Raw genomic sequence first — 21,706 nt, 5'->3', positions numbered from 1 at the left:
CACATCTTACAGCTTCGCAAACACCTTACGCGCGGCGTCGATGGTGTTGTTGATATCATCTTCGCTGTGCGCCACGGACATAAAGCCCGCTTCGAACGCTGACGGTGCCAGATACACGCCTTCTTCCAGCATCAGGTGGAAGAAGCGCTTGAAGCGCTCAACGTCGCACTTCACCACGTCCTGATAGCAGGTCACGGTTTTCGCGTCGGTGAAGAAAATCCCGAACATCCCGCCCACGTGGTTGACCACCAGAGGGATACCGGCCTCTTCTGCCGCTTCCAGCAGGCCGTTTGCCAGCTGCGTGGTACGGTCGGTCAGGGTTTCGTGAATGCCTGGCTGAGCCACTTCGGTCAGGCAGGCAAAGCCCGCCGCCATGGCGATTGGGTTACCGGAGAGCGTGCCCGCCTGGTAAACCGGGCCGGTTGGCGCCAGAGCTTCCATCACGTCCTTACGCCCACCGAATGCGCCGACCGGCATGCCGCCGCCGATGATTTTGCCGAGGCAGGTCAGGTCCGGCTCGACGTCGTAGTAAGACTGGGCACCCGCCAGCGCCACGCGGAAGCCGGTCATGACTTCATCGATGATCAGCAGCGCGCCGAACTCGTCGCACAGGGCACGCAGGCCCGGCAGGAAGTCAGGCTGCGGTGGGATACAGTTCATGTTGCCGGCAACCGGCTCAACGATGATGCAGGCGATCTCCTGCGGATACTGCTCGAACGCCGCGCGAACGGTAGCAAGATCGTTGTAGGTGCAGGTCAGGGTATGCTTCGCGAAATCTGCCGGTACGCCCGGGGAGTTCGGCTGGCCGAGCGTCAGCGCGCCGGAACCGGCTTTCACCAGCAGGCAGTCCGCATGACCGTGGTAACAGCCTTCAAACTTGATGATTTTATCGCGGCCGGTAAAACCGCGCGCCAGGCGGATGGCGCTCATGGTGGCTTCGGTACCGGAGTTCACCATACGAACCATGTCCATGGTAGGCACCAGTTCAGTCACCAGCTCCGCCATTTTCACTTCCATTTCGGTTGGCGCGCCGAAGCTCAGGCCGCGCTGGGCGGCTTCAATTACCGCGTTACGAATAGCCGGGTGGTTGTGACCCAGCACCATCGGGCCCCAGGAGCCGACGTAATCGATATAGGCTTTGCCATCGACATCATACAGATACGCGCCGTCAGCACGTTCGATAAACAGCGGCGTACCGCCCACGCCGGTGAAGGCGCGCACAGGTGAGTTCACGCCACCCGGAATAAGCTCGCGGGCTGCACTGTAGAGGTTTTCAGACTTGCTCATGGCGTCGTTCCTGGTTCGTATAAAATGGTTAAGCCCACTATTCTAAGTGATTCGGGGATGGTTATGAAATTTTTAGCCGGGTAATGCTTTAAGATTTGTTAAGTAATTTTCAGGAGACGGTAGGGCAGTCTCTGGTAAAATCCACGCGGCTTTTGTATGACGAATAAGTGCAGGACATGAAATCAGATTCTCCGTCTTTTGAAGAACAACAGTTTACGCGCGCCCAGCACCGAATCAGCATTCGGCGGCTGCTTAACCGCGATAAAACGCCGCTGGCGATCCTTCTGGCTGCTGCCGTGGTGGGAACACTCGCCGGGCTGGTGGGCGTGGCTTTTGAAAAAGCGGTTAATGCCGTGCTCAACTGGCGAGTGGGCACCGTGGCCGGTTTCGCCAATAGCGAATGGCTGGTCTGGGTGTGGGCATTCGGACTGTCTGCGCTGTTTGCCATGGTGGGGTATTTTCTGGTGCGTAAATTCGCACCGGAAGCCGGGGGATCGGGCATCCCGGAAATTGAAGGTGCGCTGGAGGAGCTGCGTCCGGTGCGCTGGTGGCGGGTGATTCCGGTTAAATTTATCGGCGGCATGGGTACCCTGGGCGCGGGCATGGTGCTTGGGCGGGAAGGACCCACGGTACAGCTGGGGGGAAACGTCGGCCGCATGGTAGGCGATCTGTTTCGGATGCGAAGCGCCGAAGCGCGCCATACGCTGCTGGCAACCGGCGCTGCGGCGGGGCTTTCAGCCGCGTTTAACGCGCCGCTGGCGGGCATTTTGTTCATCATCGAAGAGATGCGCGCGCAGTTTCGCTACAATCTGATCTCCATTAAAGCGGTGTTTACCGGCGTCATTATGTCGAGCATCGTGTTTCGCATCTTTAATGGCGAAGGGGCGGTTATTGAGGTGGGTAAACTGACCAACGCGCCGGTCAACACCCTGTGGCTTTATCTGATCCTCGGCATGATTTTTGGCGTGGTGGGACCGCTGTTTAACACCTTTATCCTGTGCGCTCAGGATATGTTCCAGCGCATTCACGGCGGGAACACCACCAGATGGGTGCTGATGGGCGGCCTGCTGGGGGGAATGTGTGGCGTACTCGGGTTTATTGAGCCGAATGCCGCAGGCGGCGGGTTCGGGCTGATTCCCATTGCGGCGGCGGGGAATTTCAGCGTGGGCCTGCTGCTGTTTATGTTTATTTCAAGAGTCATCACGACGGTGCTGTGCTTCTCCTCCGGCGCGCCCGGCGGGATTTTCGCCCCGATGCTGGCGCTGGGTACGCTGCTCGGGACCGCGTTTGGTATGGCGGCTGAAGCGGGGTTTCCCGCCTATCATCTTGACGCCGGGACGTTTGCCATCGCCGGAATGGGGGCGCTGCTGGCCGCGTCCCTTCGTGCGCCGTTGACCGGGATCGTGCTGGTACTGGAGATGACGGACAATTACCAGCTCATTTTGCCAATGATCATTACCTGTCTCGGCGCGACACTATTAGCCCAGTTCCTGGGTGGAAAACCGTTATACTCCACCATCCTTGCGCGTACCCTGGCGAAACAAGAGGCGGAGCGGGCCGCCACGCAGAATACTTGAATGAATTACCAGGGTATTAGATAATGACGAAAAGAATTGGGTGAATTTTACCCAACAGCAGTATTCATGGGAGCATAAGATGAGTGATGACGTAGCTGTGCCGCTGGAATTTACCGAAGCAGCAGCCAATAAAGTGAAAACCCTGATTGCCGACGAAGACAATCCGGATCTGAAACTGCGTGTTTATATTACCGGTGGTGGCTGCAGCGGCTTCCAGTATGGTTTTACCTTTGACGACCAGGTTAACGACGGCGATATGACTATCGAGAAACAGGGCGTCGCGCTGGTGGTTGACCCGATGAGCCTGCAATATCTGGTGGGCGGTTCGGTGGATTACACCGAGGGTCTGGAAGGTTCGCGCTTTGTGGTGACCAACCCGAACGCGACAAGCACCTGCGGGTGTGGGTCTTCGTTCAGCATCTAAGAGAGTGCGGGCTGATGCCCTCACTCCGGCCCTCTCTCACAGGAAGGGGGATAAATACTAAAAACGGTAACCTGACGGTTACCGTTTTGCTTTTATCTTGCATTATCATCCAGCGCAAACGTCGGCAGCTTCAGGTGCCAGCGTATCGCCGCTAAACGTATCACCAGCGTCACGACCATCCCCAGCATTGCGGCGTTTTCCAGCGGAATTGCAAAGGTGTAGTACGCGGTCGCGTGGACAATGCCGCCCGCAATACAGGCCGTCGCGTAAATTTCAGTACGCAGGATCATCGGCACTTCACGCGCCAGAATGTCGCGAATGATGCCGCCGCCCACGCCGGTTAATACGCCCATGCAGATTGCCACCATCGGACCGGTGCCCGCATTAAACGCCTTATTGACGCCAATCCCGACAAACACGGCCAGACCGACGGCATCCAGTACCGGCAATATCCATTTTGGTAATCGGCGGGGCTGGCGAACCAGCACAATGGTTAACAGGCAGGTGACCATTGCGACCACCAGATCGGTCGGATCTTTCACCCAAAACACCGGCCCATTCGCCAGCGCCATATCGCGGATAGTCCCGCCGCCGACGGCGGTCACGACGCCCAGCACCAGCACGCCAAACGGATCCATGCGTAGTTTTCCGGCGAGCAGGACGCCGGAGATAGCAAAAACGGCTGTGCCAAGAATATCCAGCCAATAAACGAGCATCGTTAAATCCTCGAAAAGGGTCTTATGTTAGTGGCTCTCTGCCAGTGCGGCACAGAGCTGTTTTGCGGCGAGGATAATACGCGGGCTGGCGCGTTCAAACCAGTCGCTGTTGAGGGGGATCACCGGTATTTTTAGCTGTCTTTGCCAGAATTGCTCAATTTTGGGAATTTCGCTCGCATTTCCGACCACGACGATGGCCTGTGGCTGGCGCGCCAGAACCTGCTCACGGCTTACCTGAGGCCACGGCACCCGGCTGGCTGCAAAGATGTTTTCACCGCCACAGACTTCCAGCACCTGGTTCTGAATCGACCCTTTCCCGGTGGTAAACAGCGGCTGGCTGCCAAACTGAAGGAAGATGCGCTTTTTAACAGGGGTATCGTATCGGGATTTCAGCGCCGCATAGTCGCTCAGCATCTGTTTCGCCGCAGCCTCTGCTTTTTTGGGCGTAGGGCTATAGGGTGCCAGGGCGCGGAGCGCCTGAGCGACCTGCTCAATGCTGACGGCATCTATCCACATCACCTTTATGCCAAGGGAAGTGAGCTGGTTGACCTGCCGCTCGGCGTTGCCGCCACGCCAGGCCAGCACGAGATCCGGTTTAAGCGCCACGATGCGCTCAAGGTTCATCCCCTGCCAGGTTGCTACTTGTTCAATACCCGCGGCCTGCGGTGGGTAATCCGAAAAGCTGCTCACGCCAACGGGGGTGATCCCGGCGGCAAATGCCAGTTCCGTATTCGCGGGAGAGAGGGTAATTACGCGCGGTAGCGCATAGAGCCACAGCGGTGCGAAAAGAAGCAGGGCGGCAAGCGCCCTGAGGGTATGTTTAGCCACGTGCCAGATTCTGCACCAGGCGTTCCACCATCACGGTGGACTGTTTTGCCGCAACGGTCAGGAACTCGTCGAAGCTGATGTGGGACTGCTGGTCTGCCACGTCAGAGATGGCGCGAACCACCACAAACGGTACGCTGAAGTTATGGCAAACGTGAGCAATCGCGGTCGCTTCCATCTCAACGGCTACCGCCTGAGGGAAGTTATGACGGATTTTCGCCAGACCCACGGAACCATTGATGAACGCATCACCGCTGACAATCAGACCGCGTACCGCGTTGAGGTTGAGCTCTGTAATGCAGGTCTCTGCCGCCGCAATCAGTTTGTCGTCAGCCTTAAATCCTGCCGGGCAGCCAGGAAGCTGGCCGTACTCGTAACCGAACGCGGTGACGTCCGCATCGTGATAGCGCGCTTCGTCGGAAACAACGATATCACCCACCTTCAGCGTCGGCGCCAGGCCGCCCGCAGAGCCGGTATTAATGATTACGTCCGGCTTGCAGCGCTCAAGCAGCAGGGTGGCACCCAGCGCCGCAGCGACTTTACCGATGCCTGATTTCAGCAGAGCCACGTCAACACCGTTTAGCTGACCGGTATAGATCTCACAACCACCCAGAGAGAGGGTCTGACGGTTCTCAATTTTGTCACGCAGGAGCGTAACTTCTTCTTCCATTGCACCAATAATGCCGATTTTCATAGATTTACTCGCGATGTGCCTTGTTAAGATGCATAGTCTATCATGCGGTTAAGGGGAAACGCATTCTCACGCGGGGGAGCACATGTCACCAATCGATTTTCGCACCAAAATTAACTGGCACCGACGTTTCCGTTCGCCGCAGGGCGACAAGAGCGAACATGAGATCCTGCGTATCTTTGAAAGCGATCGCGGGCGGATCGTTAACTCGCCTGCCATCCGCCGTCTACAGCAAAAGACCCAGGTCTTTCCGCTGGAACGTAACGCCGCGGTGCGCACGCGTTTAACCCACTCCATGGAGGTGCAGCAGGTCGGGCGCTACATTGCCAAGGAGGTTTTGAGCCGTCTTAAAGAGCAGCGTTTACTGGAAACCTATGGTCTGGACGAGCTGACGGGGCCTTTTGAGAGCATCGTTGAGATGGCCTGCCTGATGCATGACATCGGCAACCCGCCTTTCGGTCACTTTGGTGAGGCGGCTATCAATGACTGGTTTAAACAACGGCTTTACCCTTCGGATGCGGTGAGCCAGCCGCTGAGCGACGATCGCTGCATCGTACGCGATTTACGCCTGCGTGAAGGCGAAGAGGGGCTGAACGATCTGCGCCGCAAGGTACGTCAGGATCTCTGTCATTTTGAGGGCAACGCGCAGGGGATCCGTCTGGTCCACTCCCTGATGCGCATGAACCTGACCTGGGCACAGGTCGGCTGCATTCTAAAATATACGCGCCCCGCGTGGTGGATGGGGGATCCCCCCGCGTCCCACAGTTATTTAATGAAAAAACCGGGCTATTACCTTTCCGAAGAGGCCTATATTGAGCGACTGCGTAAAGAACTTTCATTGACGCCAAACGGTCGTTTTCCATTGACCTGGATTATGGAAGCCGCCGATGATATCTCCTATTGCGTGGCCGATCTGGAAGATGCCGTTGAGAAAAGAATTTTCAGCGTCGAGGAGCTTTATCAGCATCTTTATGCGGCCTGGGGTACTCACGAAAAAGGCTCGCTGTTTGCGCAGGTTGTCGAAAATGCCTGGGAAAAATCGCGGTCAAATACATTAAGCCGCAGTACGGAAGACCAGTTCTTTATGTATTTGCGGGTCAATACATTAAATAAACTGGTGCCATACGCGGCGTCGCGCTTTATTGATAATTTGCCGCTCATTTTCAGCGGGGAATTCAACCACGCGCTGCTGGAAGATGACAGCAGTTTCAGCCAGCTCCTTGAGCTTTATAAACATGTGGCGATGCGGCATGTATTCAGCCATCCGGATGTCGAGCAGCTAGAGCTGCAGGGCTATCGGGTAATCAGTGGGTTACTGGAAATTTATTCCCCATTGCTCCAGCTTTCTGTCGACGAATTCAGCGAGCTGGTGGAACACGAGCGCGTGCGCAGAATACCCATCGAATCGCGGCTTTATCAAAAACTCTCTACCCGGCATCGTCTGGCGTATGTCGAAGCGATTGGCAAGGTGGAACGCAACTCTCCCGAATGGCCAGTGATGGAATATTATTATCGCTGCCGTCTTATCCAGGACTATATCAGCGGCATGACGGATTTGTATGCCTGGGATGAATACCGCAAGCTGATGGCGGTGGAATAATCCCGGAGTTTTGTAAAGACGGCCAATAAATTTTTACCTTTTCCATAAACTTATCGCCGGAACTAAGCGGTATAAAACGAATCTGAGTTACACAGCAATTTTGCGTTACCTGTAAATCGAGATTGAGAAACATGAAAAAAACCACATTAGCAATGAGTGCACTGGCTCTGAGTTTAGGTTTAGCGCTGTCTCCTCTGACTGCTACTGCAGCCGAGACCGCGTCGTCGGCAGCAACCGCGCAGCAGATGCCAAGCCTGGCACCGATGCTCGAAAAAGTGATGCCATCGGTGGTGAGTATTAACGTTGAGGGCAGTACGACCGTCAATACGCCGCGTATGCCGCGTAACTTCCAGCAGTTCTTCGGCGACAACTCGCCGTTCTGCCAGGACGGTTCGCCATTCCAGAGCTCTCCATTCTGTCAGGGCGGAGGTGCCGGGGATGACAGCCAGGGCGGCGGCCAGCAGCAGAAGTTCATGGCGCTTGGCTCGGGGGTAATTATTGATGCGGCGAAAGGCTACGTCGTTACCAACAACCACGTTGTCGATAACGCTAACAGCATTAAGGTTCAGCTGAGCGATGGCCGCAAGTTCGACGCCAAAGTGGTGGGTAAAGACCCGCGCTCCGACATCGCGCTGATCCAGATCCAGGATCCGAAAAACCTGACGGCGATTAAAATTGCCGACTCCGACGCGCTGCGCGTGGGTGACTACACCGTGGCGATCGGTAACCCGTTTGGTCTGGGTGAAACCGTGACATCCGGTATCGTCTCTGCACTGGGCCGTAGCGGCCTTAATGCGGAAAACTACGAAAACTTCATCCAGACGGATGCAGCGATCAACCGCGGTAACTCCGGCGGTGCGCTGGTGAACCTGAACGGTGAGCTGATCGGTATCAACACCGCGATCCTGGCACCGGACGGCGGCAACATCGGGATCGGCTTTGCTATCCCAAGTAACATGGTGAAAAACCTGACCGCGCAGATGGTGCAGTATGGCCAGGTGAAACGCGGTGAGCTGGGTATCCTCGGGACTGAGCTGAACTCCGAGCTGGCGAAGGCGATGAAAGTTGACGCCCAGCGCGGGGCATTCGTCAGCCAGGTGATGCCGAATTCCTCTGCGGCGAAAGCGGGCATTAAAGCGGGGGATGTGATCACCTCCCTGAACGGTAAACCGATCAGCAGCTTTGCCGCCCTGCGTGCCGAAGTGGGCTCCATGCCGGTTGGCAGTAAAATCACCCTCGGCCTGCTGCGCGACGGTAAGCCGGTTAACGTGAGCCTGGAGCTGCAGCAGAGCAGCCAGAATCAGGTGGATTCCAGCACCATCTTCAGCGGGATTGAAGGTGCCGAGATGAGCAATAAAGGCGCAGACAAAGGCGTGGTGGTGAATAACGTGAAAGCGAATTCACCGGCAGCCCGTATCGGCCTGAAAAAAGGCGATGTGATCATGGGCGCTAACCAGCAGCCGGTTAAAAACATCGCTGAACTGCGCAAAATTCTCGACAGCAAGCCTTCCGTGCTGGCGCTGAATATCCAGCGTGGCGATACCTCTCTTTATCTGCTGATGCAGTAATCCTCTGAAGCCCCTGTTCGCAGGGGCTTTCTCGTTTCTGTGACTGTAACCACAACTCCATACTTCTCCCTCTCTCTTTGTGCATTCGCACAATGCAGCCGTCGCTGAACTTCCCTATGCTTGAGCTCTGCTCACGGGAGGGTTCTATGGCTGGCTGGCATCTTGATACCAAAATGGCGCAGGATATCGTGGCGCGCACCATGCGCATCATCGATACCAATATCAACGTGATGGATGCTCGCGGGCGCATTATCGGCAGCGGCGATCGCGAGCGTATTGGGGAATTGCACGAAGGTGCGCTGCTCGTGCTTTCTCAGGGGCGGGTAGTGGATATCGACGATGCGGTAGCGAAACACCTGCACGGCGTCCGTCAGGGCATCAATTTACCGCTGCGCCTTGAAGGTGAGATTGTGGGGGTCATCGGCCTCACCGGCGAGCCCGAGTCGCTGCGAAAATACGGTGAGCTGGTCTGCATGACGGCGGAGATGATGCTCGAGCAGTCGCGCCTGATGCACCTGCTCGCTCAGGACAGCCGCCTGCGCGAAGAGCTGGTGATGAACCTTATTCAGGCGGAAGAGCATACGCCTGCACTGAGTGAATGGGCCCAGCGTCTGGGGATCGATCTGAACCAGCCGCGCGTGGTGGCGGTCATTGAGGTCGATAGCGGCCAGCTGGGCGTAGATAGCGCGATGGCCGAGCTGCAGCAGCTGCAAAATGCGCTGGCAACGCCGGAACGCGATAACCTGGTGGCGATCGTTTCTCTGACGGAAATGGTGGTGCTCAAACCGGCGCTCAATGCGTTTGGCCGCTGGGATGCGGACGATCATCGTCGTCGCGTGGAGCTGCTGATCTCCCGTATGAAGGAGAATGGTCAGCTGCGTTTTCGCGTTGCGCTGGGCAACTACTTTACCGGGCCGGGCAGTATTGCCCGCTCCTGGCGTACCGCGCGAACCACCATGATGGTGGGCAAGCAGCGGATGCCGGAGAGCCGCAGTTATTTCTATCAGGATCTGATGCTGCCGGTGCTGCTCGACAGCCTGCGCGGGGGCTGGCAGGCCAATGAGCTGGCGCGGCCATTAGCGCGTCTGAAAGCCATGGACAACAATGGCCTGCTGCGCCGGACGCTGCAGGCGTGGTTCCGCCATAACGTGCAGCCGCTGGCGACCTCGAAGGCGCTGTTTATTCACCGCAATACCCTGGAGTATCGGTTAAACCGGATTTCGGAGCTGACGGGGCTGGACCTGGGGAATTTCGACGACAGGCTGCTGCTGTATGTGGCGCTGCAGCTGGACGAGCAGAGATGACTGAGTGCGGTCTGGTGGCCTCACCCCATCCCTCTCCCACGGGGAGAGGGCGCAAACACTAAAAACGGCAATCAAGGATTGCCGTTTTGCTTTTATTTCCGGGTTAATTTCTCAAGATCCGCTTCAATCTCGCTGATCTTGTTAGTTACAACGCTTTCAAGGTGACGCAGATCGTCAAGGATCTTACGCTTGAGATCGACTTCGGTACGGTCGCGCTGGCAGATCTGATCGAGTTCATCGATCACATAGCGCAGGTTAGGGCTGATTTCCTGTACTTCTTTGTATCCCTGACCTACGCCGTCAGCAACAACGGTTTTACGCTGGCGTGGGTATTTAAACTTCACGCTTTTGGCGAAAAACTCTCCTTTGTCCTTGTGAAAATAGATTTTCAAAATATCGTTGTTGGCTTCCTGGCGGAGGCTGTAACGATCAATTTCATCAGGATTGGTAATGCCCAGACTTTTCAGATTATCGTACATAGCGGTACCCTTGATCTCAACATAACCTTTGAATAATTAACGAAAAAATCTATTTTCGCCACCCTAAGATATAAAAAAAGCGGGGTTGCCCCCGCTTTTTGTTATACCCGATTAATCGATGGTGCGCAGCAATTCATTGATGCCCACTTTACCGCGCGTTTTCGCATCCACTTTCTTCACGATAACCGCACAGTAGAGGCTGTATTTGCCATCTTTTGACGGCAGGTTACCGGAAACCACTACGGAGCCCGCCGGAACGCGACCGTAGTGAACTTCGCCGGTTTCACGGTCATAAATACGGGTGCTCTGACCGATGTAAACGCCCATGGAGATCACGGAGCCTTCTTCAACGATCACGCCTTCTACCACTTCAGAGCGCGCGCCGATGAAGCAGTTGTCTTCGATGATGGTCGGGTTAGCCTGCAGTGGCTCCAGAACACCACCGATGCCCACGCCGCCGGACAGGTGAACGTTTTTACCGATCTGCGCGCAGGAACCGACGGTCGCCCAGGTGTCAACCATCGTGCCTTCGTCAACGTAGGCACCGATGTTCACGTAGGATGGCATCAGCACGGTATTGCGTGCGATGAAGGCGCCCTGACGCACAGCCGCAGGCGGTACCACGCGGAAACCTTCTTTCTTGAAACGCGCTTCGTCGTAGTCAGCGAATTTCATTGGCACTTTATCGAAGTAGCGGCTTTCTGCTCCGTCGATAACCTGGTTATCGTTGATGCGGAAAGAGAGCAGCACGGCTTTCTTCAGCCATTGATGAGTGACCCACTGACCGTCGATTTTTTCTGCCACGCGCAGCGCGCCGGAATCCAGAAGGGAAATCACCTGGTTTACCGCTTCACGGGTCACGGTATCCACATTTGCCGGGGTAATCTCGGCGCGACGCTCAAAAGCGGACTCAATAACGTTCTGTAACTGCTGCATTGTTTACTCTTTCCATTTCACTAAAAAACATATCACCCTTTATCGTTTGGATTGAGGGCTGCTGTCAACCGTTGTTGCACTTCAAGCTGCAGGTCATTATTAAGGGCACGCCGGTCGGCGGTGGCGATTATAAATAAATCTTCTACTCGCTCGCCAATCGTTGTAATTCGGGCCCCATGAAGCGAAATTCCCAGATCGGCAAAAACCTGGCCGACGCGGGCAAGCAGCCCTGGCTGGTCGAGCGCGATCAGCTCCAGGAACGATTTTCGGTCGGTGTGGGTCGGCAGGAAATTGACCTCGGTATCGACGGTAAAGTGGCGCAATTTCGCAGGCTGGCGACGCGGCTGCGGAGGCTGCCAGCTGCGCTGGGTAATCGCCTGCTCCAGACCAAAACGTATCCCTTCATGCCTGTCCGCCGAGAGCGGGCTGCCGTCCGGCTCAAGCACGATAAAGGTGTCCATCGCCATACCGTCGCGGGTGGTGAAGATCTGCGCGTCGTGAACGCTCAGATTACGCCTGTCCAGCTCGGCGCAGACCGCAGCAAACAGATAAGGGCGGTCCGGGCTCCAGATGAAAATCTCCGTCCCGCCGCGGGTGGCCTGCGGGCTCAGCAGGATCATCGGCTGGGACAGATCGTGCTTGAGCAGATGCCGCGCGTGCCACGCCAGCTGGTTTGGGCTGTGGCGGACAAAATAGTTGGCGCGACAGCGGGCCCAAATCTGATGCAGCGCCTCTTCATCAATGTTATCCATCCGCAGCAGCGCCAGCGCCTGCAGCTGATGATGGCGTACGCGTTCGCGCATATCCGGGGTGTTTTGCATCCCGCGGCGCAGCTGTTTTTCTGTGGCGAAGTACAGCTCGCGCAGCAGGCTCTGCTTCCAGCTGTTCCACAGGGTCTCGTTGGTGGCGCAGATATCGGCCACCGTCAGGCAGACCAGATAGCGCAGACGGTTTTCAGTCTGAACCTCTTCGGCGAACTGCTTAATGACTTCTGGGTCCTGAATGTCCCGACGCTGGGCGGTGACCGACATCAGCAGGTGATGGCGAACCAGCCAGGCCACCAGCTGCGTTTCACGCGAGTTCAGGCCGTGCAGTTCGGCAAATTTCAGTACGTCCTGCGCGCCCAGCACCGAATGGTCACCGCCGCGACCTTTGGCGATATCGTGGAACAGGGCGGCAATCAGGATCAGTTCCGGATGGGTCAGGCGCGGCCACAGCTCCACGCACAGCGGGTGGCGGGAGCGCGTCTCTTCTTTCGCAAAGCTCTCCAGCTTGAGCATCACGCGGATCGTGTGTTCATCCACCGTGTAGGCGTGGAACAGATCGAACTGCATCTGCCCGACGATGTGCGACCACTGCGGCATATAGGCCCACAGCACGCTGTGACGGTGCATCGGCAGCAGCCCACGACTGACGGCACCCGGGTGGCGGAGCATGCTCAGGAACAGCGAACGCGCTTCCGGGATAAAGCACAGCGGCTGCGTCAGATGACGACGCGCATGGCGCAGATGGCGCAGGGTGGTAGAATAGATCCCGGTGATGGTGCTGTTGCGCACCATGGTATAGAACATCCGCAGGATCGCTTCCGGCTCGCGGATGAACAATGTTTCGTCGCGCAGATCGATAAGCGTGCCGCGCAGCTGGAATTCGTCATCAATCGGGCGCGGCTTTTCGTCGGCCGTCAGGGCCAAAATGGCCTCGTCGAACAGCTGCAACAGCATCTGGTTTAGCTCGGTCACCCGACGGGTGACGCGGAAGAAATCCTTCATCATGTGCTCAACCGGCTCGTTACCTTCGCCCTGGTAATTCAGGCGCTGAGCCACGCTGAGCTGGCGGTCAAACAGCAGACGGTTATCGTAGCGCGTAACTTCCAGATGCAGGGCAAAGCGGATGCGCCAGAGCAGATGCAGACACTCGTTTAGCTCGTTACGCTCGGCCTCGGTTAAGAAGCCGAAGCCGACCATCTCGTCCATCGAGGTGGCGCCAAAATGGCGGCGGGCGACCCACTGTAAAGTGTGGATGTCGCGCAGGCCGCCGGGGCTGCTTTTTATATCCGGTTCAAGATTATAGCTGGTGCCGTGATAGCGCTGGTGGCGCTGGTTTTGCTCCTCGACCTTCGCGGCGAAGAACTTTTCTGACGGCCAGAAGCCGTCGCTGAAGATGTGTTTTTGCAGCTCCAGGAACAGGGCGACATCACCAATCAGCAGGCGGGTTTCAATCAGGTTGGTAGCGACGGTCAGGTCCGATAACCCTTCCAGCAGGCACTCTTCCAGGGTGCGCACGCTGTGGCCGACTTCCAGCTTCACGTCCCAGAGCAGCGTCAGCAGTTCGCCAATTTTTTGCGCCTGTTCGTCCGGCAGCTTTTTGCGGCTTAAGATCAGCAGATCGATATCGGAAAGCGGATGCAGCTCACCGCGGCCATAGCCCCCGACGGCAACCAGCGCAACATCACTGATTTGCCCAAACCCGTAATCGATCCACAGGCGCTGCAGCAGCTGGTCGATAAATTCGGTGCGCGCTTCAATGAGCTGCTCGGCCGACACGCCTGCGTCGAACGCGCTGCCCAGCCAGCGATGGAAAACATCCATATGGGCTTTAATATGCGCGCAGGTCAGCTCGTGCGACGGCCAGACGCCCGGGTTATCGGGCTGGTCGGGGAGGGTGGGAAGTGCTGTGTTAGCATACTGTTCGGGTAAAAGATTACTCATCGTGCGCCACCCATAAGAAAAAGCTATAGCCATTAAAAAAGCCGGCATTTGCCGGCTTTTTTATCATTCGTCGTGCGTCAGTATCGCCGGGATGGTGTCATCCTTGCGCAACGTCATAATTTCGCAGCCGTTGTCTGTTACCACAATAGTATGCTCGTACTGTGCAGACAAGCTTCTGTCTTTGGTTTTCACCGTCCAGCCGTCTTTCATGGTACGGATGCGGTAATCACCCGCGTTGACCATCGGCTCAATGGTAAAGGTCATGCCTTTTTGCAGCACCACGCCGCCGTCGTCTGCATCATAGTGCAGAACCTGCGGCTCTTCATGGAAGACGCGACCAATGCCGTGACCGCAGTACTCGCGCACCACGGAGAAACCTTCTGCTTCCACAAACTTCTGGATTGCCGCACCGATGGTACGCAGGCGAATACCCGGTTTAACCATTTTCAGCGCCAGATAGAGGCTCTCTTGCGTCACTTTGCACAGACGCTCGCCAAGAATAGTCGGCTTGCCAACGATGAACATTTTTGAGGTGTCACCGTGGTACTCGTCTTTAATGACGGTCACGTCGATGTTAACGATGTCGCCGTCTTTCAGCAGTTTCTCATCGTCCGGAATACCGTGACACACCACTTCATTAATAGAGATGCAGACGGATTTCGGGAAACCGTGGTAGCCGAGGCAGGCGGAAACCGCGTGCTGCTCGTTCACGATATAGTCGTTACAGATACGGTCCAGTTCACCGGTGCTGACGCCCGGCTTCACGAACGGCTCGATCATTTCCAGCACTTCCGCGGCCAGACGACCGGCGACGCGCATCTTTTCAATTTCTTCAGGTGTCTTAATAGAGATAGCCATGTAATCTGTCCATCGGTGTCGATTTTTTCGACAATACTAGTCTAAGTGTCGTCAATGGTATCAGTCAGGCACGCTCCGTGCCAAATTGAGAATCATTAACAGCACACTCCGCCAACAACTGTTGGTTTCTGGTCGTGTTTTGTGGTATAAAGCGCGCCGGACTTCCGATCCATCTCAGATACACAGGCTGGACGGAAGCGACAAATCTCACTTTGTGTAACAACACACACGTATCGGCACATATTCCGGGGTGCCCTTTGGGGTCGGTAATATGGGATACGTGGAGGCATAACCCCAACTTTCAATATAGAGGTTTTAAACATGGCAACTGTTTCCATGCGCGACATGCTCAAGGCTGGTGTTCACTTTGGTCACCAGACCCGTTACTGGAACCCGAAAATGAAGCCTTTCATCTTCGGCGCACGTAACAAAGTTCACATCATCAACCTTGAGAAAACTGTACCAATGTTCAACGAAGCCCTGGCTGAGCTGAACAAGATCTCTTCCCGTAAAGGTAAGATTCTGTTCGTTGGTACTAAGCGCGCTGCAAGCGAAGCTGTGAAAGATGCTGCTAACAGCTGCGACCAGTTCTTCGTGAACCATCGCTGGTTGGGCGGCATGCTGACCAACTGGAAAACTGTTCGTCAGTCCATCAAGCGCCTGAAAGATCTGGAAACCCAGTCTCAGGACGGTACTTTCGACAAGCTGACTAAGAAAGAAGCGCTGATGCGCACTCGTGAACTGGACAAGCTGGAAAACAGCCTGGGCGGTATCAAAGATATGGGCGGCCTGCCAGACGCGCTGTTCGTAATCGATGCAGACCACGAGCACATCGCTATCAAAGAAGCTAACAACCTGGGTATCCCGGTATTCGCTATCGTTGATACCAACTCCGATCCGGACGGTGTTGACTTCGTTATCCCGGGTAACGACGACGCAATCCGTGCTGTTAGCCTGTACCTGAGCGCTGTAGCTGCTACCGTTCGTGAAGGCCGTTCCCAGGATCTGGCTTCTCAGGCGGAAGAAAGCTTCGTAGAAGCTGAATAATAAGGTTTTACCCCTTATTAGTACCGTGTATGAATAGGGGCCCATTACCGGCCCCTTTTTTCAATTTACACTGTTTGGCCCCCGGCCGGGCAGTTCACATCTCCCGAGGATTTAAGAATGGCTGAAATTACCGCATCCCTGGTAAAAGAGCTGCGCGAGCGTACTGGCGCAGGCATGATGGATTGCAAAAAAGCGCTGACTGAAGCGAACGGCGACATCGAGCTGGCAATCGAAAACATGCGTAAATCCGGTGCGATCAAAGCAGCTAAAAAAGCAGGCAACGTTGCTGCTGACGGCGTGATCATCACTAAGATCGACGGCAACTACGGCATCATTCTGGAAGTTAACTGCCAGACTGACTTCGTTGCTAAAGATGGCGGTTTCCAGGCATTTGCTAACAAAGTTCTGGACGCAGCTGTTGCTGGTAAAATCACTGACGTTGAAGTTCTGAAAGCACAGTTCGAAGAAGAACGTGTTGCGCTGGTTGCTAAAATCGGTGAGAACATCAACATCCGTCGCGTATCTTCTCTGGAAGGTGACGTTCTGGGCTCTTACCAGCACGGTGCACGTATCGGTGTTCTGGTTGCGGCTAAAGGCGCTGACGAAGAGCTGGTTAAACAGCTGGCAATGCACATCGCTGCAAGCAAGCCAGAATTCGTTAAGCCAGAAGACGTGTCTGCTGAAGTGGTTGAGAAAGAGTACCAGGTTCAGCTGGACATCGCGATGCAGTCTGGTAAACCAAAAGAAATCGCAGAGAAAATGGTTGAAGGCCGCATGAAGAAATTCACCGGCGAAGTTTCTCTGACTGGCCAGCCATTCGTAATGGACCCAAGCAAGTCTGTTGCTCAGCTGCTGAAAGAGCACAACGCTGACGTAACTGGCTTCATCCGCTTCGAAGTGGGCGAAGGCATCGAGAAAGTTGAGACTGACTTCGCAGCAGAAGTTGCTGCAATGTCCAAGCAGTCTTAATGATTGAAAAGGAGCCGCCTGAGGGCGGCTTCTTTTTGTCACCCGTCACAGGAAATCAGACAGGCTCCAGTATCGCTGTACTGATTTGCGGCATATCATGTCGCCAGAATTAACCCCCATCTTAATCGTTGACAGTCTCAGGAAAGAAACATGGCTACCAATGCAAAACCCGTGTACAAACGCATTCTGCTTAAGCTGAGTGGCGAAGCGCTGCAGGGATCGGAAGGCTTCGGTATTGACGCAAGCATCCTTGATCGCATGGCACAGGAAATCAAAGAACTGGTCGAACTGGGTATCCAGGTTGGCGTGGTCATTGGCGGTGGCAACCTTTTCCGTGGTGCTGGTCTGGCGAAAGCGGGGATGAACCGCGTTGTGGGCGACCACATGGGTATGCTGGCAACCGTGATGAATGGCCTGGCGATGCGTGATGCGCTCCATCGCGCCTATGTGAACGCCCGCCTGATGTCCGCTATTCCACTGAATGGCGTATGCGATAATTACAGCTGGGCAGAAGCCATCAGCCTGCTGCGCAACAACCGCGTGGTGATCCTCTCCGCCGGTACGGGTAACCCGTTCTTTACGACCGATTCCGCTGCCTGCCTGCGCGGTATCGAGATCGAAGCCGATGTGGTACTGAAAGCGACCAAAGTTGACGGCGTGTTTACTGCCGACCCGGCAAAAGATCCTTCTGCCACCATGTACGATCAGCTGAGCTACAGCGAAGTGCTGGATAAAGAGCTGAAAGTGATGGATCTTGCCGCCTTCACGCTGGCTCGCGACCACAAACTGCCGATCCGTGTCTTCAACATGAACAAACCAGGCGCACTGCGTCGCGTGGTCATGGGCGAAAAAGAAGGCACTTTGATCACGGAATAATTTCCGTCGACGATAAATACAGGTAAGATTCCGCTTTATTTTGTAGTGGTATCTTACCCGGGCACGCCTTTGGCGTTGTCATGAATTAAACGCGACTATACTTAGCACACCTGTAGCGCTGTGCTGGCGGATAGTCTGCCTGAGACAAGTTTTCAAGGATTCGTAACGTGATTAACGACATCAGAAAAGATGCTGAAGTACGCATGGAAAAATGCGTAGAAGCGTTCAAAACCCAAATCAGCAAAATCCGTACTGGCCGTGCTTCTCCAAGCCTGCTGGATGGCATCATTGTTGAGTACTACGGTACGCCAACTCCTCTGCGTCAGCTGGCGAGCGTAACGGTAGAAGATACCCGTACGCTGAAAATCAACGTGTTCGATCGTTCTATGGGCCCGGCGGTTGAGAAAGCGATCATGGCGTCTGACCTTGGTCTGAACCCAAGCTCTGCGGGTGCTGACATCCGCGTTCCACTGCCACCGCTGACCGAAGAGCGTCGTAAAGATCTGATCAAAGTGGTTCGTGGCGAAGCTGAGCAGGGTCGTGTATCCGTGCGTAACGTCCGTCGCGACGCGAACGATAAAGTAAAAGCGCTGCTGAAAGAAAAAGAGATCAGTGAAGATGACGATCGTCGTTCTCAGGACGACATTCAGAAAATGACCGACGCTGCCATCAAGAAAATTGATGCGGCGCTGGCAGATAAAGAAGCGGAACTGATGCAGTTCTGATTTCTGTCGTACACTGATAAACGCCGTTCAGAGGGACTTCGGGTCTTGCTGGCGGCGTTTTGCTTTTATCTGGTCTAACTTTTCGGGCATCCCATGAAGCATTTAACACTCCTCGGCTCAACTGGTTCCATCGGTTGCAGCACTCTCGACGTTGTTCGCCATAATCCTGAACTTTACACCGTGACAGCGCTGGTGGCCGGTAAGAATGTGCAGCGAATGGTTGAGCAGTGCCTGGAGTTTACGCCCCGCTATGCGGTGATGGATGACGAAGAGAGCGCGCGTCTGCTCAGAGCACGGCTGATTGAACAGGGCAGCCGAACCGAGGTGCTGAGTGGCCAACAGGCGGCCTGCGAGATGGCGGCGCTGGATGAGGTGGATCAGGTGATGGCGGCCATTGTCGGGGCGGCAGGATTATTGCCGACGCTTGCCGCGATTGATGCCGGTAAGGACGTTCTGCTGGCCAATAAAGAGTCGCTAGTCACCTGCGGACGCCTGTTTATGGACGCGGTGAAGCAGCGCGGCGCGCGTCTTCTACCGGTCGACAGCGAGCACAACGCGATTTTTCAGAGTTTACCGCAACCTTTTCAACAGAACCTGGGGTACGCTGACCTGGAGCAGAATGGCGTCGTGTCGATTCTGCTTACCGGGTCTGGTGGCCCGTTCCGTGAAACGCCACTGTCTGAACTGCGCGCCATGACGCCGGATCAGGCGTGCCGTCATCCGAACTGGTCGATGGGGCGTAAAATCTCCGTTGACTCTGCCACCATGATGAACAAAGGTCTGGAATACATTGAAGCGCGCTGGTTGTTTAATGCGTCAGCGAAACAGATGGAAGTACTGATTCACCCGCAATCGGTCATTCATTCGATGGTGCGTTATCAGGATGGCAGCGTGCTGGCGCAGCTGGGCGAGCCGGACATGCGTACGCCGATTGCCCATTCAATGGCGTGGCCAAATCGAGTGAAATCCGGCGTGAAGCCGCTTGATTTCTGCAAGCTAAGTTCCCTGACGTTCAGTGAACCAGATTACGATCGCTATCCTTGTCTGAAGCTTGCGATGACTGCCTTTGACCAGGGGCAGGCGGCGACAACGGCACTTAATGCAGCCAATGAAATTACCGTTGAGGCATTTCTGAATCAGCAAATTCGTTTTACCGATATCGCGTCGTTAAATTTATCGGTACTGGAGATGATGGATTTGCGCGAACCACAAAGCGTGGAAGAGGTGCTGGCGGTGGATGCAGCTGCGCGTAATATTGCGCGCCAACAGGTGACACGTCTCGCAAGCTGGTGATAAAGCAAGCACTAGTCGTCGTGCTATTTGTTAGCGTTGGGCTTCAGTGATATAGTCTGCGCCACCTGATCGCAGGTATTTGACTTAATGTGGTCAGGTGAGCCGTGGTTTGACACGGCTTTTTTATGTATAGGCTTCAGTATTCCTGAGTACCGTTAAATCCTTTTCAGGGACAAAAAACGCGTTATGTTGTCTGCGAATCAACCAATAAGCGAAAATTTGCCAGCTCATGGCTGCCGTCATGTAGCAATCATTATGGATGGCAATGGCCGCTGGGCGAAAAGACAAGGGAAGATACGAGCCTTTGGGCATAAAGCGGGGGCGAAATCCGTTCGCCGCGCCGTTTCTTTTGCCGCCAACAACGGCATTGATGCGTTAACGCTCTATGCTTTTAGCAGTGAAAACTGGAATCGGCCTCTGCAGGAAGTGACTGCGTTGATGGAATTGTTTGTGTGGGCGCTAGACAGCGAAGTAAAAAGCCTGCACCGCCACAACGTCCGCCTGCGTATCATTGGCGATACCAGTCGTTTTAACTCACGTTTGCAGGAACGGATTCGTAAAGCAGAAGCGCTGACGGAAAATAATACCGGTCTTACGCTGAATATTGCGGCGAATTACGGCGGACGCTGGGATATTATCCAGGGCGTTCGGCATCTAGCCGAACAGGTTCAGGAAGGGCTGTTGAGACCCGACCAAATTGATGAAGAGGCGCTGAGCAAGCAAATCTGCATGAATGAACAGGCTCCCGTGGATTTGGTAATTAGGACAGGGGGGGAACATCGCATAAGTAACTTTTTGATATGGCAAATTGCCTATGCCGAACTTTACTTTACGGATGTTCTTTGGCCCGATTTTGATGAACAAGACTTTGAAGGTGCGCTGCATGCCTTTGCCAATCGAGAGCGTCGTTTCGGCGGCACCGAGCCTGGTGGCGACAAAGCCTGATGGGGGTAGCTTTTGCTGAAGTATCGCCTGATTTCCGCTTTTGTATTAATACCCATTGTCATTGCGGCGCTGTTTTTACTGCCCCCGGTGGGATTCGCTATTGTCACGCTGGTGGTGTGTATGCTCGCTGCGTGGGAATGGGGACAGTTTAGCGGCTTTACCTCGCGCACTCAGCGAGTATGGCTTGCGGTACTTTGTGGTTTTATCCTGGCCATAATGCTGTTTACGTTGCCTGAATATCACCATGATATTCATCAGCCACTGGTTGCCGGTTCCTTGTGGATATCGTTGGCCTGGTGGGTTGCCGCGCTGTTGCTGGTTCTTTTTTATCCAGGTTCTGCGGCATTATGGCGTAATTCAAAAGTGCTGCGACTGATTTTTGGTTTGCTCACAATTATTCCTTTTTTCTGGGGTATGGTTGCGCTGCGAGCCTGGCACTACGACGAAAACCACTATAGCGGTGCGATCTGGCTGCTTTATGTAATGATTCTGGTCTGGGGTGCTGACTCCGGGGCCTATATGTTTGGTAAACTGTTTGGTAAACATAAGCTGGCACCGAAGGTTTCTCCGGGCAAAACCTGGCAAGGATTCATCGGCGGCCTGTTTACGGCAGCGATCATCTCTTGGGGCTACGGCGTCTGGGCGAATCTTGAAGTGGCACCGTCAATACTGCTGGTGTGCTCGATTTTTGCTGCCCTTGCCTCCGTGCTCGGTGATTTGACCGAAAGTATGTTTAAGCGCGAAGCAGGGATTAAGGATAGCGGACACCTGATTCCAGGGCATGGCGGTATACTGGATCGCATTGATAGCCTGACAGCGGCTGTTCCAGTGTTTGCGTGTTTGCTTTTACTGGTATTCGGGACGATTTAACGGAAGGT

20 protein-coding genes are annotated in these 21,706 nt (G+C 55.0%); 12 read left to right on the top strand and 8 right to left on the bottom strand.

What is annotated here, in order from left to right; translation table 11 throughout:
- Positions 1 to 6: 6 nt before the first annotated feature.
- Entirely contained in the window at positions 7 to 1,287 is a 1,281-nt protein-coding gene (gene hemL / locus F0319_RS20905) for a glutamate-1-semialdehyde 2,1-aminomutase (RefSeq protein WP_149367694.1), read from the bottom strand.
- A 176-nt stretch (positions 1,288 to 1,463) separates the two neighbouring features.
- Here hemL and clcA point away from each other — a divergent pair, with 176 nt between their 5' ends.
- Together clcA and erpA are read left to right on the top strand one after the other, a co-directional pair.
- The gene (gene clcA / locus F0319_RS20900; RefSeq protein WP_149367693.1) at positions 1,464 to 2,864 is read left to right on the top strand and encodes a H(+)/Cl(-) exchange transporter ClcA; all 1,401 of its coding nucleotides are present in this window, start codon (positions 1,464 to 1,466) and stop codon (positions 2,862 to 2,864) included.
- A 79-nt stretch (positions 2,865 to 2,943) separates the two neighbouring features.
- Entirely contained in the window at positions 2,944 to 3,288 is a 345-nt protein-coding gene (erpA, locus tag F0319_RS20895; protein WP_008501923.1) for an iron-sulfur cluster insertion protein ErpA, read from the top strand.
- 92 nt (positions 3,289 to 3,380) lie between these two features.
- Here the strand turns inward: erpA and F0319_RS20890 are convergent, their stop codons facing one another.
- The 3 genes from F0319_RS20890 to mtnN are packed head-to-tail and all read right to left on the bottom strand — an operon-like array spanning position 3,381 to position 5,523.
- Positions 3,381 to 4,004: a TRIC cation channel family protein gene (locus tag F0319_RS20890; protein WP_115876409.1), complete on the bottom strand. Its 624-nt coding sequence runs from the start codon at positions 4,002 to 4,004 to the stop codon at positions 3,381 to 3,383.
- 27 nt (positions 4,005 to 4,031) lie between these two features.
- Positions 4,032 to 4,832, bottom strand: coding sequence for a vitamin B12 ABC transporter substrate-binding protein BtuF (btuF, locus tag F0319_RS20885; protein WP_111963999.1), 801 nt, complete (start codon positions 4,830 to 4,832; stop codon positions 4,032 to 4,034).
- A complete protein-coding gene (gene mtnN, locus F0319_RS20880) occupies positions 4,825 to 5,523 on the bottom strand; it encodes a 5'-methylthioadenosine/S-adenosylhomocysteine nucleosidase (RefSeq protein WP_111963998.1) in 699 nt (232 codons plus the stop codon). The genes btuF and mtnN overlap by 8 nt, the downstream gene beginning before the upstream one ends.
- Positions 5,524 to 5,605: 82 nt before the next feature.
- Between mtnN and dgt the strand changes: the two genes are divergently transcribed.
- The 3 genes from dgt to cdaR all read left to right on the top strand — a co-directional run bounded on the left by dgt (position 5,606) and on the right by cdaR (position 9,992).
- Complete coding sequence (gene dgt / locus F0319_RS20875; protein ID WP_111963997.1) at positions 5,606 to 7,120, top strand: dGTPase; 1,515 nt, start codon at positions 5,606 to 5,608, stop codon at positions 7,118 to 7,120.
- A gap of 131 nt (positions 7,121 to 7,251) precedes the next feature.
- A complete protein-coding gene (degP, locus tag F0319_RS20870) occupies positions 7,252 to 8,688 on the top strand; it encodes a serine endoprotease DegP (RefSeq protein ID WP_111963996.1) in 1,437 nt (478 codons plus the stop codon).
- Positions 8,689 to 8,834: 146 nt separating this feature from the next.
- Entirely contained in the window at positions 8,835 to 9,992 is a 1,158-nt protein-coding gene (gene cdaR, locus F0319_RS20865) for a DNA-binding transcriptional regulator CdaR (protein ID WP_045327810.1), read from the top strand.
- Positions 9,993 to 10,084: 92 nt separating this feature from the next.
- On the opposite strand, the gene F0319_RS20860 is transcribed toward cdaR, so the two are convergent.
- The 4 genes from F0319_RS20860 to map form a co-directional block, all read right to left on the bottom strand.
- Positions 10,085 to 10,471, bottom strand: coding sequence for a DUF3461 family protein (locus F0319_RS20860; RefSeq protein WP_014168696.1), 387 nt, complete (start codon positions 10,469 to 10,471; stop codon positions 10,085 to 10,087).
- Positions 10,472 to 10,582: 111 nt separating this feature from the next.
- Complete coding sequence (dapD, locus tag F0319_RS20855; RefSeq protein WP_149367692.1) at positions 10,583 to 11,407, bottom strand: 2,3,4,5-tetrahydropyridine-2,6-dicarboxylate N-succinyltransferase; 825 nt, start codon at positions 11,405 to 11,407, stop codon at positions 10,583 to 10,585.
- A gap of 32 nt (positions 11,408 to 11,439) precedes the next feature.
- Complete coding sequence (gene glnD, locus F0319_RS20850; protein ID WP_149367691.1) at positions 11,440 to 14,115, bottom strand: bifunctional uridylyltransferase/uridylyl-removing protein GlnD; 2,676 nt, start codon at positions 14,113 to 14,115, stop codon at positions 11,440 to 11,442.
- A 63-nt stretch (positions 14,116 to 14,178) separates the two neighbouring features.
- A complete protein-coding gene (gene map / locus F0319_RS20845; RefSeq protein ID WP_023310454.1) occupies positions 14,179 to 14,973 on the bottom strand; it encodes a type I methionyl aminopeptidase in 795 nt (264 codons plus the stop codon).
- Between the two features lie 321 nt (positions 14,974 to 15,294).
- On the opposite strand from map, the gene rpsB reads away from it, so the two are divergent.
- The 7 genes from rpsB to cdsA all read left to right on the top strand — a co-directional run bounded on the left by rpsB (position 15,295) and on the right by cdsA (position 21,698).
- A complete protein-coding gene (gene rpsB, locus F0319_RS20840; protein ID WP_003856207.1) occupies positions 15,295 to 16,020 on the top strand; it encodes a 30S ribosomal protein S2 in 726 nt (241 codons plus the stop codon).
- Between the two features lie 117 nt (positions 16,021 to 16,137).
- Positions 16,138 to 16,989, top strand: coding sequence for a translation elongation factor Ts (gene tsf, locus F0319_RS20835; RefSeq protein WP_014882627.1), 852 nt, complete (start codon positions 16,138 to 16,140; stop codon positions 16,987 to 16,989).
- A 150-nt stretch (positions 16,990 to 17,139) separates the two neighbouring features.
- Positions 17,140 to 17,865: a UMP kinase gene (gene pyrH, locus F0319_RS20830; RefSeq protein WP_008501910.1), complete on the top strand. Its 726-nt coding sequence runs from the start codon at positions 17,140 to 17,142 to the stop codon at positions 17,863 to 17,865.
- 167 nt (positions 17,866 to 18,032) lie between these two features.
- Positions 18,033 to 18,590: a ribosome recycling factor gene (gene frr / locus F0319_RS20825; RefSeq protein WP_008501909.1), complete on the top strand. Its 558-nt coding sequence runs from the start codon at positions 18,033 to 18,035 to the stop codon at positions 18,588 to 18,590.
- Between the two features lie 93 nt (positions 18,591 to 18,683).
- Entirely contained in the window at positions 18,684 to 19,883 is a 1,200-nt protein-coding gene (gene ispC, locus F0319_RS20820) for a 1-deoxy-D-xylulose-5-phosphate reductoisomerase (protein ID WP_111963995.1), read from the top strand.
- Positions 19,884 to 20,069: 186 nt separating this feature from the next.
- On the top strand, positions 20,070 to 20,828 hold the full coding sequence (ispU, locus tag F0319_RS20815) for a (2E,6E)-farnesyl-diphosphate-specific ditrans,polycis-undecaprenyl-diphosphate synthase (protein WP_024907522.1): 759 nt from the start codon (positions 20,070 to 20,072) through the stop codon (positions 20,826 to 20,828).
- Positions 20,829 to 20,840: 12 nt separating this feature from the next.
- Positions 20,841 to 21,698: a phosphatidate cytidylyltransferase gene (cdsA, locus tag F0319_RS20810; protein ID WP_023310457.1), complete on the top strand. Its 858-nt coding sequence runs from the start codon at positions 20,841 to 20,843 to the stop codon at positions 21,696 to 21,698.
- The last annotated feature ends 8 nt before the right edge of the window (positions 21,699 to 21,706 follow it).

Source organism: Enterobacter vonholyi, assembly GCF_008364555.1.
GTDB classification, from domain to species: Bacteria; Pseudomonadota; Gammaproteobacteria; order Enterobacterales; family Enterobacteriaceae; genus Enterobacter; species Enterobacter vonholyi.
Note: the sequence above shows the minus strand (reverse complement) of the source record. Positions and strands in the feature narration are given on the sequence as shown.

Bases quoted from the DNA above. Each gene is read 5' to 3' on its own strand.
- hemL (WP_149367694.1), bottom strand. From the start codon at position 1,287: ATGAGCAAGTCTGAAAACCTCTACAGTGCAGCCCGCGAGCTTATTCCG.
- clcA (WP_149367693.1), top strand. From the start codon at position 1,464: ATGAAATCAGATTCTCCGTCTTTTGAAGAACAACAGTTTACGCGCGCC.
- erpA (WP_008501923.1), top strand. From the start codon at position 2,944: ATGAGTGATGACGTAGCTGTGCCGCTGGAATTTACCGAAGCAGCAGCC.
- F0319_RS20890 (WP_115876409.1), bottom strand. From the start codon at position 4,004: ATGCTCGTTTATTGGCTGGATATTCTTGGCACAGCCGTTTTTGCTATC.
- mtnN (WP_111963998.1), bottom strand. From the start codon at position 5,523: ATGAAAATCGGCATTATTGGTGCAATGGAAGAAGAAGTTACGCTCCTG.
- dgt (WP_111963997.1), top strand. From the start codon at position 5,606: ATGTCACCAATCGATTTTCGCACCAAAATTAACTGGCACCGACGTTTC.
- degP (WP_111963996.1), top strand. From the start codon at position 7,252: ATGAAAAAAACCACATTAGCAATGAGTGCACTGGCTCTGAGTTTAGGT.
- cdaR (WP_045327810.1), top strand. From the start codon at position 8,835: ATGGCTGGCTGGCATCTTGATACCAAAATGGCGCAGGATATCGTGGCG.
- F0319_RS20860 (WP_014168696.1), bottom strand. From the start codon at position 10,471: ATGTACGATAATCTGAAAAGTCTGGGCATTACCAATCCTGATGAAATT.
- dapD (WP_149367692.1), bottom strand. From the start codon at position 11,407: ATGCAGCAGTTACAGAACGTTATTGAGTCCGCTTTTGAGCGTCGCGCC.
- glnD (WP_149367691.1), bottom strand. From the start codon at position 14,115: ATGAGTAATCTTTTACCCGAACAGTATGCTAACACAGCACTTCCCACC.
- map (WP_023310454.1), bottom strand. From the start codon at position 14,973: ATGGCTATCTCTATTAAGACACCTGAAGAAATTGAAAAGATGCGCGTC.
- rpsB (WP_003856207.1), top strand. From the start codon at position 15,295: ATGGCAACTGTTTCCATGCGCGACATGCTCAAGGCTGGTGTTCACTTT.
- tsf (WP_014882627.1), top strand. From the start codon at position 16,138: ATGGCTGAAATTACCGCATCCCTGGTAAAAGAGCTGCGCGAGCGTACT.
- pyrH (WP_008501910.1), top strand. From the start codon at position 17,140: ATGGCTACCAATGCAAAACCCGTGTACAAACGCATTCTGCTTAAGCTG.
- ispC (WP_111963995.1), top strand. From the start codon at position 18,684: ATGAAGCATTTAACACTCCTCGGCTCAACTGGTTCCATCGGTTGCAGC.
- ispU (WP_024907522.1), top strand. From the start codon at position 20,070: ATGTTGTCTGCGAATCAACCAATAAGCGAAAATTTGCCAGCTCATGGC.